The following is a 16,561-nucleotide window of genomic DNA, read 5'->3' as shown; positions in this document are numbered from 1 at the left end:
CAAATAACTCGGAAAATATATAGACTACTATAGAAAGAAGGGACATGAAAAGTGGGAACTGAAAATTCCGATCGTTTCCTGACAGCGTTTAATCGAATAGATCATAGACTGAGAGATATTGTAGGTGCGAAGGATTTTATGCCTTTTTATCGGCTGATTGATCAAGCAAAGAAAAAGGATGTCTTGGTGAAGAAATATGAAGATGATCTCCGCTCATATGCGGACTTACGAAATGCGATTGTGCATCATCGTACATCATTACATTATGTGATTGCAGAGCCACATACTGATGTTGTAGAACGAATTGAATACATAGATGCTACCCTTGCTAAGCCAACGCTTGTGGGGCAAATGTTCCGTAAAAGAGTATTGATTTTTCAAGAAAATGATTCTTTAAAACATGTTTTAAAAGTGATACGTCAGCGCAAATATACACAATTTCCTGTTTATTATAATAAGCAGTTTAAGGGGCTCATCACAACAGTAGGAATCACAAATTGGCTTGCGTCAAAGATGGGTGGTGATCATTTACCGAAAAGAATACCAACACTGCATGATATCTTATTGCATGAGAAAAATAGAGTGAATTACAAATTTGTCAGTAGAACGATATCCATCTATGAGGCTGAGGAAATATTTAAACAAGGAGTCGAAAGAGGGAGACGCTTTGAGGCATTATTAATAACGGAGCATGGTCAACCACATCAAAGATTACTCGGTATTATTACGCCCTTAGATATTGTCAAAATTGATTAACAAAAAAACGAGACTAGACAAGCAATTAAGGGCTTGAATGTCTCGCTTTATCTTTTAAGCTGATGTACAAGGAACCATTTGTTTGGACTTGAGCAAAATAAACTTCTTCTACAGAATGCACATTTTGCTTTTTCAATTTCTTTATTACCCAGTCTTCTGTCAGCTCAAGTTCAACAATATTCTCGGTAATAAGTTGACCATCAGAAATAACTTCTGTAGGAAGGTAGGTAGGTGGTGATACATCGGCTTTAACATCCTGCTTTGTAGCCACTTGTTCAGAGGTTTTTTGTAGCACACTGAGCTTTCCATTCGTTTCTAGTAAAGCATACTCAACGTCCTGTACGGAGAAAATGGCTTGTTCACGTAACATCATTGTAAGCTCATCTAGATGAAGACGGTTTTTTTGTAGTGCTGATTCTAATATAAGACCCTTTTGAATAACAATTGTTGGTTTATCATCAATGAGAACGCGAGCTTTTTTAGATTTAATCGTAATAACGGTCATCAAATACGTTAAAGCACTCCACCAAACGAGAGAAATCAAACCATCTAAAAATGGTGTTTCTTCCTGAGAGGCAATTTCTGAAGCGATCGACCCAAATGTAATACCTGTAATGTAATGGAAAAACGTTAACTGGCCTAATTGTTTTTTACCAAGTAGACGTGCCAGAATTAGTAAGGCAAAAAACGAAAGTGTTGTTCGTAGAATCATTTCCCAAAAGTGAGCATGAATAAAGCTTTCCATGCATATATCAACTCCTTTTACAGCTGTCGAACTATAGCTTGTGCAAAATGGTCGATAGTATGCGACAATCATTTTTAAACAAAATAAGAGTGAGGTGGCAACATGAATAAACAATTAAATGTAACCAATCCAATCTATCCAATAATGATTGCAATCGGTGTTGCTCACCTAATAAATGATACGATGCAAGCTGTTATCCCAGCGATGTTTCCGATATTTAAGAGTGAATTAGGATTGACCTTTACACAAATTGGAATGATTTCTTTTGTATTAAACATATTTGCTTCTGCATTGCAGCCTGCGGTAGGCTTTATTAGTGATAAAAAACCAATGCCTTATGCTTTACCTATCGGTATGATTAGTTCATTTATAGGGATTGCTATTATAGCGTTCACAACGCAGTATTGGATTATTATTATTGCGGTATTATTTATAGGCTTCGGGTCAGCTATTTTTCACCCTGAGGGATCGAGAGTTTCCTTTATGGCAGCTGGATCTAAACGAGGACTTGCGCAGTCAATTTATCAAGTGGGGGGAAATTCAGGGCAAGCACTAGCACCATTAATTAGTGCTTATATCTTTGATATTTTAGGGCAACGTGGGGCTGCAATCATATTAGTAATTGCAACGTTTGGTATCATTTTATTAAGTAAAATTGCTACATGGTATAAAAAACAATTGGAGCAGGAGCGTGCAACTAAGAAAAAGCGTGTACTCGTCTCAACATTGCCTCCATTAACAAAGAAACAAGTAGGAATCGCATTAACATTATTATTTACAATTATTTTTGCACGATCATTTTATACAACAAATATAACAAGTTTTTATGTGTTTTATCTAATGGATCACTATGAGGTCAGCCTTCGACTAGGGCAAATATTAATATTCACCTTCATGGCATTTGGTGTAGTAGGTACCTTTTTCGGAGGTTCTTTATCAGACCGTATTGGTAGGAAAAATGTCATTATCCTTTCTGTAGTTGGCCCTACGCCATTTTGTTTAGCATTGCCATATGTACCATTATGGGCGGCTATGATATTTTTAGTTATTATTGGTACGTTGATTATGATTAGCTTCTCCGTAACGGTGGTCTATGCGCAAGAGTTAGTCCCAACAAAAATTGGCACCATGGCAGGTTTAACAACAGGATTTGCTTTTGGAATGGGCGCAATAGGGGCAATGGTTATCGGCGTTTTAATGGATCATAAAGGCATTGATTTTACAATGATTGTTGTTTCATTATTACCTTTATTATTACTAGTTGCCTTCTTCTTACCGAAAGATAAACCTGCTTCAGCTGCTGTCTAATAAAAAAAACGCGTATCTACGCGTTTTTTTATTGTCTTAATGGAGCTAAGAATTCTGCTGGCAATTTTTCCTGATCAATTACATAGCCCTCTGAAATATGAACTTCATGCATTTTATCGTTGTAAGTAAATTTAAAGATGCCATTGTCAAAATCTGTGCCAATTTCTTTGAAGAATATACCTTCAATCGATACATACTTAGGACATGTAAATGCTACTTTAAAGTTCTCCTGTTCTTTAATTAAGTAAGCACGTACTCCTTTTTCATATGTTTCATTTGCATCATCATCGGTTGGGCGTTGAACAGCTACGATATGAAAATCAACAAAAGGAACTTCCTTTAACAGTACGTTTAAGAACGAACCTTTAGTGATTTCCTCCCAACGGCTTTGTGCGCTTTGCCCTACGATAATTTGTGAAATACTATAATTCTTCGCGACCTCTGCAATAACCTTTTGTATGGGGCGTTTTTCATTATCTTGCAAAATAAATTTTTCAACCTCAAGTTCATCTGATAACTTTTTCCATTGCTCTATATAACTAGATTTCTCTGCGTCAAATGCATCAAGGGGTTGCGAATCGACTGAAAGAATATAGAGTGGGCAATCAAGCATTGTGGCCATCTTATGACCACGACGAATCAAACGTTCGCCATTTAAGCCGTAATAAACACAAACTAATATACTTTCATCCAAACGCCCTTTTACATGCTTCATAAAAAATGTACACCTCTTATCTGTTGGTATTTTGTTAATTTCACTGTTGATTTTGAAAAAATTATCCTAAAACAGCTAAAATCGATGCTGTTACAGTGCATTATGCTCACTTATATTRTATACTTAAAAATGTATAAAAGTTAACGAAAATGTATTGGAAAACCCTTGAAGGATTAAGCTTAAATCGATAATTAGAGATTATTTAATTTATGCATTCTGTGCATCTATGCTAATTTGCTTTCATATGCCACACTATTATGCAGTGAGTTAAATAGATAGTCAAGTGTCTTCATTATGCTGATATTAACTGAGTTGTAACTGTATAAATTATCTGATTTTCCACAAGTTATTTAGGCTTGCATCGGGTTAGAAGTGACTAAATAACTAAAATAACCGTTTTTATAAACAATTAGGCACTTTAATACCCCACCACATTCCATTAATAAATTTCAAGAATACATCTAATATGTTCCTTAGCTTGAACAAATTTCTAAAGTCTTAGCACTTTACATGCCCATCACCACAAAAATTTGCTAGATGATTTAGATAGTAGGAGGTTTTCATTTGGTCACAGTTCTCATTGCGATACTTTTGCCATTTGTTTGTGCTGCTCTAATTCCATTGCTTTACAGGCGACTAAGGCGTGTCACACATCTTGGCTGGTTTGTTTTATCTGTTCCATTCATCTTGTTTCTTTTACTCGCTCGCTATATTCCTCAATTAGCCGAGGGTAAAACCTTTATTCATACATATGAGTGGATTCCCTCTTTTAATATAAATTTCACAACTTACCTAGATGGACTCAGTATGATTTTTGGTCTGCTGATTACAGGTGTAGGTAGTTTAGTCATTTTATATTCTATTTTTTATTTATCAACGAAAGAATCTCTTCATCATTTTTACTGCTATTTATTACTATTCATGGGCGCTATGCTTGGCGTTGTTTTTTCAGATAACCTAATGGTATTATACACATTTTGGGAATTAACGAGTGTGTCATCATTCCTATTAATCGCATTTTGGCATCATAGAAAGGCTTCTCGGGCAGGTGCTAAAAAAGCGATGATGATTACCGTCTTTGGCGGACTCTCAATGCTTGCGGGTTTCTTAATGCTCTATGTAGCTTCTCATACRTTTAGTWTTCKKGMAATTGTAGCTAATKTAGAGGTTATACGAGATCATACCTTATTTACGCCAGCACTTATTCTAATTTTACTAGGGGCTTTTACAAAATCTGCACAATTTCCATTCCACATTTGGTTGCCTGATGCTATGGAGGCCCCAACACCTGTTAGTGCTTACTTACATTCCGCAACAATGGTGAAGGCAGGCATTTATTTAGTTGCTCGTTTTTCACCGGTTTTTGGAGGAGAGGCAGTATGGTTCTGGCTAGTTAGTGTTATCGGCCTAGTTACATTATTCTGGGGCTCCTTTAATGCTGTCCGTCAGACGGATTTAAAAGCATTATTAGCCTTTTCAACAGTGAGTCAGCTTGGTTTAATTATGAGTCTCTTTGGTCTTGGGTCTGTTGGTCATTATTATGGCTATGAGGAAAACTCAATTCTTTACACCCAAGCAAGCTTTGCAGCGCTATTTCACCTTGTGAATCATTCGACCTTTAAAGGAGCTTTATTCATGATGGTTGGAATTGTCGATCATGAAGTAGGTACTCGTGATATTCGTCGTTTAGGTGGCTTAATGTCTTTCATGCCTATCACTTTTACAATTGCTGTGATTGGTAGCTTCTCAATGGCAGGACTGCCACCATTTAATGGCTTTTTAAGTAAGGAAATGTTTTTTGCAGCAGTATTGGCCATTCGTGATGTAGAAGCATTCTCTATTGCTGATATAGGGCTGTTTTTTCCTATAGTAGCATGGGTGGCAAGTATCTTTACCTTTGTCTATAGTTTGATTTTAATTAGTCGTACATTTTTGGGTAAACTACAGCCAGAGAAGATTGATAAAAAACCACACGAAGCTCCACTTGGCATGTTAATATCGCCAATTATTTTATGCTTGTTGGTAGTTGGTATCTTTTTCTTCCCTAATATATTAGGTCATTATATTTTAGAGCCTGCTATGGCTAGTATTTATCCAACATTCCCAACTACAAGTGAGTTAACACCACATATTCATGCATGGCATGGCATCAATGCAGAGTTATTGATGACAGTAGGTGTCATTATTATTGGAATTATCTTATTTAAAACATTAAAAAGCTGGAAGCCACTTTATCGTCTATTTTCACAAAAGTATACGTTTAATACGTATTACAATMKWWTKWTWKWSAWKARTKMWAMKRSCTMMYRGAWGYWTASYRWTRRATATATGACAGGTAATTTAACACATTATTTTGTCTATATATATGTATTTTTTGTTGCACTTATCGCTGGTTATTTTGTTTGGTCAGATGCCATGACCTTTAATTTTGACAAAGATTCGGCTATAGAATCCTACGAGTTAATCCTTGTGTTTGTCATGATTTTTGCTGCTGTTTGGATGATTTTCGCAAAGGGTCGGGTGACAGCCATGTTGCTAAATGGTGTACTAGGCTATTCTATTGCCTTCTTCTTTGTTATTTTCCGTGCACCAGACCTAGCTTTAACACAATTAGTTGTTGAATCGGTCACAACAGCTTTATTCCTTTTATGTTTTAAATATCTGCCAGATTTAATGCCAGAGCTACCACGTAAAAGGGTTCAATGGTCAAAAGCATTAATTTCTATTTTTGTTGGTGCAACCGTAACTATTGTTGGTTTAGCAGTAGTACACTATGATCGCTTTGAACCAGTGGCTACTTACTTCAATGATGCCTATGAATTGGCTGGCGGTTCCAACATCGTTAATACAATACTAGGGGATTTCCGTGCTTTTGATACGATGCTAGAGGTTGTTGTTCTTCTAATTGCTGGCTTAGGGGTCTATGCTCTGACAAAGCTTAAGCCACGAAAGGAGGAAGCAGATCATGAAAATTAATGATGTGATTTTAAGAACCGTCACCAAAGCCGTTGTGTTCATTATTTTAACACTCGGCGTGTATTTATTCTTKGCTGGGCATCATGCTCCTGGTGGTGGCTTTATAGGTGGTCTGGTGTTAGCCTCAGGCATTGTTTTGTTATATCTAGCCTATGATATTGAAACTGTTCATAAAGGGATGCCTTTCGACTTCAAAAAAGTTGCAGCTCTTGGTGTATTGCTAGCAACTGGAACAGCAATAGGTTCGTTGTTTTTTGATGTCCCATTTTTAACACAAGCACATACGTATATAGATGTTCCTATCTTTGGGAAAATGGGCTTTTCAACTGTCACTATTTTTGAAGCAGGTGTGGCTTTAACAGTGGTGGGGGTTGTTGTAACAATTATTTTAAGTATAAGCGAGGATGAGTAGCCAATGGAGTCTTTAATACTTGTTTTAGTAGGTATATTAGTAGCTGTTGCGACGTACTTAATCCTCTCGAAGCAGTTATTGCGTGTTATTTTAGGCACCGCTGTTTTATCTCATGCTGCCCACTTACTGATTTTGACTATGGGAGGTTTAAAAAAAGGGGATGTCCCGTTATTAGGAGAATCAGAGGGACCATATACAGATGCATTACCTCAAGCATTAATATTAACAGCGATTGTGATTAGCTTTGCTGTCACTGCTTTTGTTCTCGTTTTAGGGTATCGCGCGTACAAAACAAATGGTTCAGGGAATTTTGATGAATTGAGAGGTACGCCTGATGAGTAATATGATTGTTTTACCATTAATTGTACCAGTAATTACGGCTATTTTACTGGTGTTTTTAAAAGAGCATGTGACGCTACAACGTATCATCAGCTTATTGACATTGAGCTTTATTATTATCATTAGCGTCATTTTATTAGTAGAGATTCAAGAACAGGGTGTGATGCGCATTGATTTTAGTGGATGGGCACCACCATTTGGAATCTCATTTGTAGCCGATTCATTTGCGACACTATTAGTGTTAGTTGCAAATATTGTAGCCCTCATTTGTATGCTATATGCAATTTTTACAATGGAGCTAAGATATGAAAAAATGTATTTTTATCCATTTACCTTGCTGATGATAGCAGGTGTCAATGGCTCATTTTTGACGGGCGATATTTTTAACTTATTTGTGTGTTTTGAAGTAATGTTGCTCGCTTCCTATGCATTGATTAGCTTAGGTGGCGAAAAAATTCAGCTACGTGAAGCATTGAAATATGTGCTCATCAACATTGTTGCCTCTTGGATTTTCTTAGTGGCACTAGCTTTTCTGTATGGAACGGTAGGCACATTAAATATGGCACATATTTCAGTTCGTGTAATGGAGGCAGGAGCTAATCCTCTTATTACAACAGTAGCGCTTATTTTCTTAATCGTCTTTAGCTTGAAGGCTGGACTTTTATTATTCTTCTGGTTGCCAGGATCTTATAGTGTACCACCAACTGCCATTGCTGCTTTATTTGCTGCTTTATTAACAAAGGTAGGGATGTATGCACTTGTACGTTCCTTTACATTGCTGTTCCCTAACAATCCTGAAGTCACACACACAGCTCTTGGCATCATGGCTGGACTCACAATTATAGCAGGCTGTATCGGTGCACTTTCAGGTCGTGATGTTAGAACAATAGCCTCTTACAATGTACTAATTGGCGTTGGTTTTATAATAATTGGGCTAGCTGTAGGCACAGAGTCAGCCTTACAAGGTGTTATCTACTATTTAATGCACGATATGATAGCTAAGGCTATGTTGTTCTTAGCTGTTGGCATGATGATATATCTCACTGGGGAAACAGTAATTGATAAGATGAGTGGACTTATTCGTAACTACCCCTTTTTTGGATGGTTGTTCTTTATAGCAATGTGTTCACTAGCTGGTATACCCCCACTGAGTGGTTTTTTAGGAAAGGTTTTAATTGGACAAGGTGCGATAGAAGGTGGCCATTTCGTTCTATTAGGTCTAGGGTTTTTCTCTAGTTTAATTGTTTTATATTCATTGTTAAGGATATTTCTTTCTTCCTTTTTCGGCGAAACCATTATTAGCTTAGAGGATGAAAAACCTTTACCTAAACGTATATTGTTGCCATTAACATTACTAGCTGTTTGCACATTTGGGTTAGGTATTGGGGCAGAAAAACTGGCACCATTTGTCACAGATGCAGCTGAAACACTTTATACACCATCTATCTATATCGATGCAGTTTTAGATGGCGAACAATGGCAAGGTGAGGTGAATAAATAATGGCGATGCAGTTTATTTTAAATTTATTTATCGCAACACTTTGGTTACTTTTACAGGATGAAGTGACACCACAATTTTCAACATTTTTAATGGGTTTTGTTGTAGGTATGGGTATTCTATATGCGATGCATCGCTTTTATGGTACTCAATTTTACATGAGGAGAGTCTTTTCCATTATCAAGTTATTATGGCTGTTTAACTGGGAGCTATTTTTATCAAGCTATAGTGTATTAAGACAAATCACTACACCTAAGCTAAATATTACACCGGGTATTTTCACATATAAAACTGTATTAGAGGGTGATTGGGAGATTACAGCTCTTGCCTTACTGTTAACGTTAACACCTGGCTCTGTCGTCATGGAGGTATCGGAAGAGGGAGATGTCTTTTATATTCATGCTATGGACATCGAACAGTCAAAGGATGCTGTTATACGATCAATTGGAAAATTCGAACAAGCGATAATGGAGGTGACACGCTAATGATTAACAATATATTACTTCTTGCACTTGCTTTCTTCAGTATTTCCATTGCGCTGTCGTTATATCGCGTTATCCGTGGTCCGTCAATGCCTGATCGAGCGATAGCTCTCGATACAATTGGTGTTAATTTATTATCGGCTATTGCCATTGTCTCTATTATATTGAAGACTAAAGCATATTTAGAAGCTATTCTTATTTTGGGCATTTTAGCGTTTATCGGAACGATTGCATTTACAAAATAWATAGAAAGAGGTGTGATTGTTGAACGTAAATCAAATGATTSAATGGGCAGCAGTTATCCTTATTCTTATAGGTTCCATTGTGAGTGTTATTAGCGCATTTGGGATGATTCGCCTACCAGATGTCTATACACGATCACATGCTGCTACGAAAAGCTCTACATTATCGGTTTTAACCTGTTTGTTAGGAGCGTTTATCTATTTCTGGGTGCATGACGGTTTTGTTAGTGTACGGCTCATTTTAGGTATTCTTTTCGTCTTTGTGACAGCACCCGTTGCAGGGCATTTAATTTGTCGTGCTGCCTATCGTTCTCGCGTTCCATTAGCAAAGGACTCTGGTGAAGATGAATTAAAGTCAAAATTGTTCCCTGAAGAGCATACGATAAAATAGAACGAGGACTGTTTGCCCTAAAGCAAACAGTCTTTTTAGTGCAAAATAATGAAAATAGTAGAACTGCAAAATTGATGAATAGATTGTTCAAAGAGAGTGGTGAAATCCCTGCTCAAAAGATGAGAGAGCACTGGCTTAAGGTAGTAAACATTGGACATTTCTTAACATTGAAGTGGATTCTAAATAAGTGAAAGGGAAGTTGATTGGTTAAATCAACTTCCCTTTCAAATTATTCTTGAAAAACCAATTGATACCCAGAGCCTCTTACCATAACGATTTTAGCTGTATGACCTGGAATCGTTTCAAGTTTTTTTCTTAAATTGCTGATATGAACTCGTAAGGCTTGTGTTTGTCCAAAGCTATCCTCGTCCCAAATAAGTCGGTACAGCTCAGCAGCTGGAAAAGCTTGATTGCAATGCTGTGCTAAAAAGAATAAAATTTGGAATTCCTTTGTTGATAAAGTTAATACAGTATCACCAATTGAAACTTTTCCTGAGTGTATATGGAAGTGTAATGTATGAATAATTTTGATTCCTTCATTTACGGAAGTATGTTCAATTGGTTGCATCAACTTTTTATGTTGCCTTCGTTCAAGTAGCCGCTCAATTGTTTTTAAGAGTCGGTTGTGGTCAATGGGCTTTAAAATATAATCTATAGCCTGTACATTAAAGGCCTCTAAAGCATAATTTTCGTAAGCTGTAACAAAGACAATATCTATATAGCTTGAGACATCTTCTATTTTAGAAGCAAATTCAAGTCCAGTCATTTCAGTCATTTCAATGTCTAAAAACAATATATCAGGTTTTAACATATCAATATTTACTAAACCATCTTTTGGATTCTGGAAGGTTCCAATAATCTCAATAGAGCCACTTGCCTTTAGCATGGATTCTAATAAACGAATGGCTAAAATTTCATCATCTATAATAACTGCTTTTAACAAGCTGCTCACATCCTCTATAAAGTAATTATTGGAAATCTTATTTCAACAGTCGTTCCTTTGTTTTCGTGGCTATCAAAATGGATAGTAGCGTTGTCGAATTTTTTTAATCTTTTGGAAATATTTAAAATACCAATGCCTTGACTAGCTGTTTTTTCACCATTTTGAATTTGCCTTAAAAGCTCTGAAGATATCCCAATGCCGTTGTCAATCAGTTGGAAAATCACCATATGCTCTTCCTGCCTTATAACTAATAGTAGCTCGCTAACCTCTTTTCTGACTTTCAAACCATGAAGAAGGGCATTCTCTACTAAAGGCTGAAGCAGTAAAGGAGGAATAAGACATTGGATAGGCTCATCCATGCAAATATTAAATTCTAATTGCTCAGGATATCTAGTACGATGAATATTTACATATGCCTCAATAAGACTAAGCTCCTTTTCCAAAGGGACAAGACTGTTGGCATTTTCAAAGGCAAAACTGTTACGTAAAAATGTAGCAAAATCTGTAATCATTGCCCGTGATTTATCTAAGTCTAAATAGCTTAGGGACAGAATGGAATTTAAGACATTATAAATAAAATGCGGTTTTATTTGTGCTTGTAAAAACGCAGTTTCCATTTTCACAGCTGTTTCTGCAGACTCCTTCAATAAAAGAAGATTACGAACCCTTGTCATTAGCTCGGTAGCATCTAAAGGTTTATGTAAAAAATCATTTGCTCCAGATTGAAAGGCTGCAATCATATCCTCTGGGCGAACCGCCGCAGTCAACATTAGAATAGGTAGCTCTGTAGACGTGTAATGTTGCCTAACCTGTTGACAAATCTCATAGCCAGAAATAGTGGGCATCATTATATCTAAAATTAATAAATCAATACTAGGTTGTTGTGTAAGGTACTCAAAAACATGGTGTCCATTATCAATTGCTATAATGGAATAGTTTTCTTGTGTCAATATATCTATTAGTAMCTTTAAATTAACAGCATCGTCATCTACDATMAGAWWTTTWTTCTTTMSTATTTTCTCAACAATATGTGGGAATGTTAGGAAAGGATGCTGGTATGTTTGGATTGGCATTGATGGTAATTCCTCATTTGTCGGCTGACCTTTTCGTAATTTGAATGAAAAGGTAGCGCCTTGTCCGACAATAGAATCAACAAATATTTTCCCACCCTGCCGTTCGACAAGCTCCTTTGTAATATGTAAACCTAATCCACTGCCACCAATTGAATAATTGAATTGTTGGAACGGGTTAAAAATGGTTTTTAAATTTTCTGGTGCTATCCCACACCCAGTATCCTTAACTTCAATCACAAGGAATGACTGTTTCTCATAACAAGTTATATCAATTTTTCCTTCATTTGTATACTTCACTGCGTTATGAATTAAATTATATAAAATTTGGCGAAGACGGTTTTCATCATCTTGGACAAAGGTTCCCCGTTCTATATGATTATAAATTTTGACATTCTTACTAATCGTGTAGGAAAGCACTTCTACAGTCATATGTGTAATGGCATATAAATCAACAGATGCCATCCGCAATGTTAATTCATTCTCCTTCAGCTTTGAAAAATCAAGTAAATCATTGACTAAATAGGATAGACGTTCTGCAATATTGAAAATAAGTGATACTTTTTCTTTTTGTTCGTCCGCTGAGATAGGTAAACTATTATCCTTCAGCATAGATTGTGAAATGCCTATAATGCCATGTAAGGGCGTTTGGAATTCATGAGATGTTTTAGCGAGAAACTCATCCTTTAATTTATCTACACGTATCAGTGCCTCCGTTAGCTTGCCTTTTTCTAAATAAGAATCTGCAAAACGATGAGAAATATATAGGGAAAGCATTGTCAGGCAAATAAATGGCAACAATGGTGGTAAAGCACTCAGTTCAAGATTAATATTTGTATTTAAAGTAGCAACGATAAAATAAAGCAAAATGGCTAGAGAGCTTAATGTTAAATACATTACTCCAGTAGCACGTTTGTAAATTGCTATAATTTGTACATAGAAGATATAAACAATATTTGCGAATACATACAATGAGTTGATATTCTGAAATAGTGAATTAATGGATGTTGGAAGTAATGCAACCAGCATTAGAAGGGTACCTATTGCGCAAAACACTTTCACAACTAAACGATTCATATGTTTTATTAGAGCACGGTAAAAATACAACAATATAAAAAGGCCTACAGCTATACTAGAGATCATTTGCATTTTCTGAAATGGAGCATAGGAAATATTTATAAAGTCTAGTAATAGCTTTTCGCCATGAGTAAGGGTGTAAACCCCACTTGCGAAACAAAATATAGAGAAGTAAAGCTGTTCTATACCAAATTTTGAATAAAGATATGAGCCAAAAAAGTAGATAAACATTGTTAAAAAACCTGCTAAGGTAATTAAATCGTAGAATATGGCACCCTCTCGAAGCTTTGCAATACTAGATTGATCCCCCAAAAAAATGGAGCTAATAATTCCTCCTCCTGGTGCATAATCAAAATTGGCTACATGAACAATCAATTCAAGTTCTTTTTTATCAGGCGAAAAATAAGCGGTATATGGGGTATTGTGGGGTATATAGCTGCTATCCTCAGCTGGCTCTCCACTATGTCCAACTCGCTTTCCGTTAATATACAATGCGTTCGACATTCGAATGTTACTCGTTTTAATTCCTAAAATATCTTCGGTATCATCGATTAAAACCTTGAGACGATAAGTCCCACTTTCAAATACAGGTATTTGTTGCCCATCAATTGTATATTTTGTCCAAGCTGAAGGGACATTAACAAGATAGCTTTGATAGGAATCAAAGGCTTCACCGTCCACTAAATGATTCGGGATAAATTCCCACTCCCCATCTAATTTGATAGGCGTATTATCGTGAAATGAATGATGACGTAAATCCATCACACCTTCAATCGCTTGCGGCCCATGCGACTTAGGTTGAGTTAAGAAAAAGGTAATGCCTGCTATCAGCACTGAGCCAATAATAATTGCGAACAATAACGATAATTTTTTCATCGTAAAAATCCCTTTCAAATGATTTATTTGGATTATACAAGATAACTTACGGCATTAATACAAAATTCCTACTAGCGATGAAATCTAAWTATKGCGAGCTTAAAGGATGGCGATAATCTCTATCTCTGAACTGTTGAAATTAAGTTGTTTTTATGATGGAGGAATAAATAATGCTAAAACGGAAAATAGTAAAGTTACGTTGTAAAATGAATGAAAACAAAAATAAAATCTTTTTTAAGATAATTATGCATATAATATTTAGCTAAAATTTTTTTAGTTTATCTTGATTATTATTTCAAAAGAGTATATCTTAATTAGCAGATAGATTTTTTATTCTTCAACATGAATAAATATCCAATCAACTATATTCGAGAAATGTATTCTCATACACAATAAATTATAAATAAAAGGAGTTACAATTTATGAAGAACAAGTTATTCATCATGATGCTGGTACTAGTAATAGGTGTACTTGCAGCATGTGGCACTAAAGACAATAATGCAAGCGATACAGGATCTACTACGGATACAGAGGGTAAGCAAGTATTAAAAGTTGGTACATCAGCTGACTATGCGCCATTTGAATATGTGGATGCAGCAAAAGGCGAAGAAATTATTGGATTTGATATTGATCTAATCAAATTAGTTGGAGAAAAAATAGGCGTTGATATGCAAGTGCAAGATATGGACTTTAACAGTTTAGTGCCAGCACTTCAAGCAGGGAAAATTGATGTCGTTATTTCTGGTATGACACCGAATCCAGAGCGTGAAAAAGTGGTAGATTTCTCAGATAAATATAATGAAACAGAGCAAGTAATCCTTGTTAAAAAGGATAGCGGTATTAAAAAAGAAGCTGACTTAGCTGGTAAAAAAATAGGTGTACAAACTGCATCTATTCAGGAAAACTTAGGTAATGAAATTGCGAAAAAGGTTGATGTAACAGTAGAAGGACGTACGCGAATCCCTGAGATTGTGCAAGATATGATGTCTAAACGTTTAGACGCAGGTATTTTAGAGGGTGGCGTTGCGAAAGGCTATTTAAAAACGAATGATCAATTAGAGGCTTTCCCAGTGGAAGAACAGCCTGAAGATTTCAAAGCAATCGCTGTTCCAAAAGGAAGCTATTTAAAAGATAAAATTAATAAAGCTTTAAAAGAGCTAGCTGAAGAAGGCAAAATCAAAGAGTTAGAAGAAAAATGGTTAGAAAAAGTTGAATAATAATTTCGTGCGATAGCTCTACTTTTGTGCTATCGCTTGTGCTTTTCATTATTATCCTTTAAGCCTCTTCTAAATTTGTGTTTGGTACAAAAAACAAAGCTACATCATGATGAAAAAGAAAGGAGGGAGCGCTGTGAATTTAGATTTTACAGCTATCGTTCCCTCTATTCCTTATATTTTAAAAGGGATAGGTGTTACACTTCAAWTTGCWATSGSTGMATCCRTCATTSGTTTTMTMGTAGGTATACTTTTAGCAYTATGTAAAATTGGTAWAGTGAATTTTTTACGTTSRTTTGCTGATTTCTATACGTCGATTTTCCGCGGTACACCTCTTGTATTACAATTACTAATTATTTATTATGCAGTACCGCAATTACTAGATATCCAAATTGAGCCTATTCCAACCGCTATTATTGCTTTTGGTTTAAATTCAGGTGCATATATTTCGGAGATTATCCGTGCTGGTATCAATGCAGTTGATAAAGGACAAATGGAAGCTGCACAAGCATTGGGTATTCCATATGCAAAAATGATGAAGGATATTATTATTCCGCAAGCAGTAAAAAATATTTTACCATCCTTAGTAAATGAATTTATTACATTAAATAAAGAAACAGCAGTTGTGACAGTAATCAGTGCATTAGATATTATGCGTCGTGCCTACATTGTAGGAGGTTCGACATACCGTTATCTTGAGCCACTACTTTTTGCAGGGGTAATCTATTACATCATGACGCTTGTTTTAACGTTCCTTGGTAAACGAATCGAGAAAGGAATGAGAAAAAGTGATTAAAATTGAAGATTTACACAAATCTTATGGGCAGAATGAAGTATTAAAGGGTATATCAACTGAAGTTAAAGAAAAAGAAGTAATTGCTATTATTGGACCTTCAGGATCAGGTAAATCGACATTTCTTCGTTGCTTAAATTTATTAGAAACTCCGACAAGTGGGAAGGTAACGATTGCAGGGGAAGTCCTGACAGATAAAGGGACAAATATAATGAAAATACGTGAAGAAGTAGGTATGGTATTTCAGCATTTTCATCTTTTCCCTCATAAAACTGTGCTTGAAAATTTAACATATGCGCCAATCAATGTGAAGGGTTTGGATAAGGCTACAGCTATCAACAAAGCAGAAGAGTTACTAAAGAAAGTAGGTCTGTTTGAGAAGCGTCTAGAATATCCAAATCGTTTATCGGGAGGACAAAAGCAACGTGTTGCTATTGCGCGAGCACTTGCCATGGACCCTAAAGTTATATTATTTGATGAGCCTACATCGGCACTTGACCCTGAAATGGTTAAAGAGGTATTGGCTGTTATGAAAAACCTCGCAGATTCTGGGATGACAATGTTGATTGTGACACATGAGATGGGCTTTGCTCGTGAGGTTGCTGATCGTATTCTTTTCCTTGATGGCGGCAAGCTCATTGAGGATGCTCCTCCAGAACAGTTTTTTTCAGCGCCATCAACACAGCGTGCAAAGGATTTTTTAGAGAAGGTTTTATAATAAAAC

At 36.0% G+C, this 16,561-nt stretch carries 15 protein-coding genes and 1 pseudogene; 12 read left to right on the top strand and 4 right to left on the bottom strand.

Features of this window, described 5'->3' with window-relative positions:
- Positions 1 to 51: 51 nt before the first annotated feature.
- Positions 52 to 756, top strand: a complete 705-nt coding sequence (locus ACHZEU_RS12815; protein WP_048395772.1) for a CBS domain-containing protein — start codon at positions 52 to 54, stop codon at positions 754 to 756.
- Positions 757 to 781: 25 nt separating this feature from the next.
- On the opposite strand, the gene ACHZEU_RS12810 is transcribed toward ACHZEU_RS12815, so the two are convergent.
- On the bottom strand, positions 782 to 1,501 hold the full coding sequence (locus ACHZEU_RS12810) for a DUF421 domain-containing protein (protein ID WP_082148191.1): 720 nt from the start codon (positions 1,499 to 1,501) through the stop codon (positions 782 to 784).
- Positions 1,502 to 1,603: 102 nt separating this feature from the next.
- On the opposite strand from ACHZEU_RS12810, the gene ACHZEU_RS12805 reads away from it, so the two are divergent.
- Positions 1,604 to 2,809 (top strand): MFS transporter, encoded by a 1,206-nt coding sequence (locus ACHZEU_RS12805; protein ID WP_404803471.1) that lies wholly within the window; start codon positions 1,604 to 1,606, stop codon positions 2,807 to 2,809.
- A 28-nt stretch (positions 2,810 to 2,837) separates the two neighbouring features.
- On the opposite strand, the gene ACHZEU_RS12800 is transcribed toward ACHZEU_RS12805, so the two are convergent.
- A complete protein-coding gene (locus tag ACHZEU_RS12800; protein ID WP_036075307.1) occupies positions 2,838 to 3,524 on the bottom strand; it encodes a histidine kinase in 687 nt (228 codons plus the stop codon).
- Positions 3,525 to 4,088: 564 nt separating this feature from the next.
- Here ACHZEU_RS12800 and ACHZEU_RS12795 point away from each other — a divergent pair.
- From ACHZEU_RS12795 to ACHZEU_RS12765, 7 genes and pseudogenes are all read left to right on the top strand, one after another.
- Positions 4,089 to 6,500, top strand: a pseudogene (locus ACHZEU_RS12795) (Na+/H+ antiporter subunit A).
- Entirely contained in the window at positions 6,490 to 6,912 is a 423-nt protein-coding gene (locus tag ACHZEU_RS12790) for a Na(+)/H(+) antiporter subunit B (RefSeq protein ID WP_404803470.1), read from the top strand. The pseudogene ACHZEU_RS12795 and the gene ACHZEU_RS12790 overlap by 11 nt, the downstream one beginning before the upstream one ends.
- 3 nt (positions 6,913 to 6,915) lie before the next feature.
- Positions 6,916 to 7,254 (top strand): Na(+)/H(+) antiporter subunit C, encoded by a 339-nt coding sequence (locus ACHZEU_RS12785; protein ID WP_004233143.1) that lies wholly within the window; start codon positions 6,916 to 6,918, stop codon positions 7,252 to 7,254.
- Positions 7,247 to 8,752, top strand: a complete 1,506-nt coding sequence (locus tag ACHZEU_RS12780) for a Na+/H+ antiporter subunit D (RefSeq protein ID WP_048395766.1) — start codon at positions 7,247 to 7,249, stop codon at positions 8,750 to 8,752. The genes ACHZEU_RS12785 and ACHZEU_RS12780 overlap by 8 nt, the downstream gene beginning before the upstream one ends.
- Complete coding sequence (locus ACHZEU_RS12775; protein WP_048395764.1) at positions 8,752 to 9,234, top strand: Na+/H+ antiporter subunit E; 483 nt, start codon at positions 8,752 to 8,754, stop codon at positions 9,232 to 9,234. The genes ACHZEU_RS12780 and ACHZEU_RS12775 overlap by 1 nt, the downstream gene beginning before the upstream one ends.
- Positions 9,234 to 9,569, top strand: a complete 336-nt coding sequence (locus ACHZEU_RS12770) for a Na(+)/H(+) antiporter subunit F1 (RefSeq protein ID WP_404803469.1) — start codon at positions 9,234 to 9,236, stop codon at positions 9,567 to 9,569. Before ACHZEU_RS12775 ends, ACHZEU_RS12770 begins: the two co-directional genes overlap by 1 nt.
- A complete protein-coding gene (locus ACHZEU_RS12765) occupies positions 9,496 to 9,864 on the top strand; it encodes a Na+/H+ antiporter subunit G (protein WP_404803468.1) in 369 nt (122 codons plus the stop codon). The genes ACHZEU_RS12770 and ACHZEU_RS12765 overlap by 74 nt, the downstream gene beginning before the upstream one ends.
- Before the next feature lie 229 nt (positions 9,865 to 10,093).
- On the opposite strand, the gene ACHZEU_RS12760 is transcribed toward ACHZEU_RS12765, so the two are convergent.
- Positions 10,094 to 10,816 carry a DNA-binding response regulator gene (locus tag ACHZEU_RS12760; RefSeq protein WP_231595762.1) on the bottom strand — a complete coding sequence of 241 codons (723 nt, stop codon included), beginning with the start codon at positions 10,814 to 10,816 and terminating at the stop codon, positions 10,094 to 10,096.
- Between the two features lie 5 nt (positions 10,817 to 10,821).
- Positions 10,822 to 13,830 (bottom strand): ATP-binding protein, encoded by a 3,009-nt coding sequence (locus ACHZEU_RS12755; RefSeq protein ID WP_404803467.1) that lies wholly within the window; start codon positions 13,828 to 13,830, stop codon positions 10,822 to 10,824.
- 422 nt (positions 13,831 to 14,252) lie between these two features.
- On the opposite strand from ACHZEU_RS12755, the gene ACHZEU_RS12750 reads away from it, so the two are divergent.
- The 3 genes from ACHZEU_RS12750 (at position 14,253) to ACHZEU_RS12740 (ending at position 16,555) form a co-directional block, all read left to right on the top strand.
- The gene (locus ACHZEU_RS12750) at positions 14,253 to 15,047 is read left to right on the top strand and encodes a transporter substrate-binding domain-containing protein (RefSeq protein WP_048395754.1); all 795 of its coding nucleotides are present in this window, start codon (positions 14,253 to 14,255) and stop codon (positions 15,045 to 15,047) included.
- A gap of 133 nt (positions 15,048 to 15,180) precedes the next feature.
- Entirely contained in the window at positions 15,181 to 15,840 is a 660-nt protein-coding gene (locus ACHZEU_RS12745) for an amino acid ABC transporter permease (RefSeq protein WP_404803466.1), read from the top strand.
- Positions 15,833 to 16,555 (top strand): amino acid ABC transporter ATP-binding protein, encoded by a 723-nt coding sequence (locus tag ACHZEU_RS12740; RefSeq protein ID WP_269897503.1) that lies wholly within the window; start codon positions 15,833 to 15,835, stop codon positions 16,553 to 16,555. The genes ACHZEU_RS12745 and ACHZEU_RS12740 overlap by 8 nt, the downstream gene beginning before the upstream one ends.
- Positions 16,556 to 16,561 lie beyond the last annotated feature (6 nt).

Source organism: Lysinibacillus sp. S1 (genome assembly GCF_044986265.1).
Lineage (GTDB): Bacteria > Bacillota > Bacilli > Bacillales_A > Planococcaceae > Lysinibacillus > Lysinibacillus capsici.
This window is presented reverse-complemented; position numbering and strand designations above follow the sequence as displayed.

Coding starts and splice junctions, on each gene's coding strand:
- ACHZEU_RS12800 (WP_036075307.1), bottom strand. CDS start 3,524: ATGAAGCATGTAAAAGGGCGTTTGGATGAAAGTATATTAGTTTGTGTT.
- ACHZEU_RS12780 (WP_048395766.1), top strand. CDS start 7,247: ATGAGTAATATGATTGTTTTACCATTAATTGTACCAGTAATTACGGCT.
- ACHZEU_RS12805 (WP_404803471.1), top strand. CDS start 1,604: ATGAATAAACAATTAAATGTAACCAATCCAATCTATCCAATAATGATT.
- ACHZEU_RS12750 (WP_048395754.1), top strand. CDS start 14,253: ATGAAGAACAAGTTATTCATCATGATGCTGGTACTAGTAATAGGTGTA.
- ACHZEU_RS12810 (WP_082148191.1), bottom strand. CDS start 1,501: ATGGAAAGCTTTATTCATGCTCACTTTTGGGAAATGATTCTACGAACA.
- ACHZEU_RS12775 (WP_048395764.1), top strand. CDS start 8,752: ATGGCGATGCAGTTTATTTTAAATTTATTTATCGCAACACTTTGGTTA.
- ACHZEU_RS12785 (WP_004233143.1), top strand. CDS start 6,916: ATGGAGTCTTTAATACTTGTTTTAGTAGGTATATTAGTAGCTGTTGCG.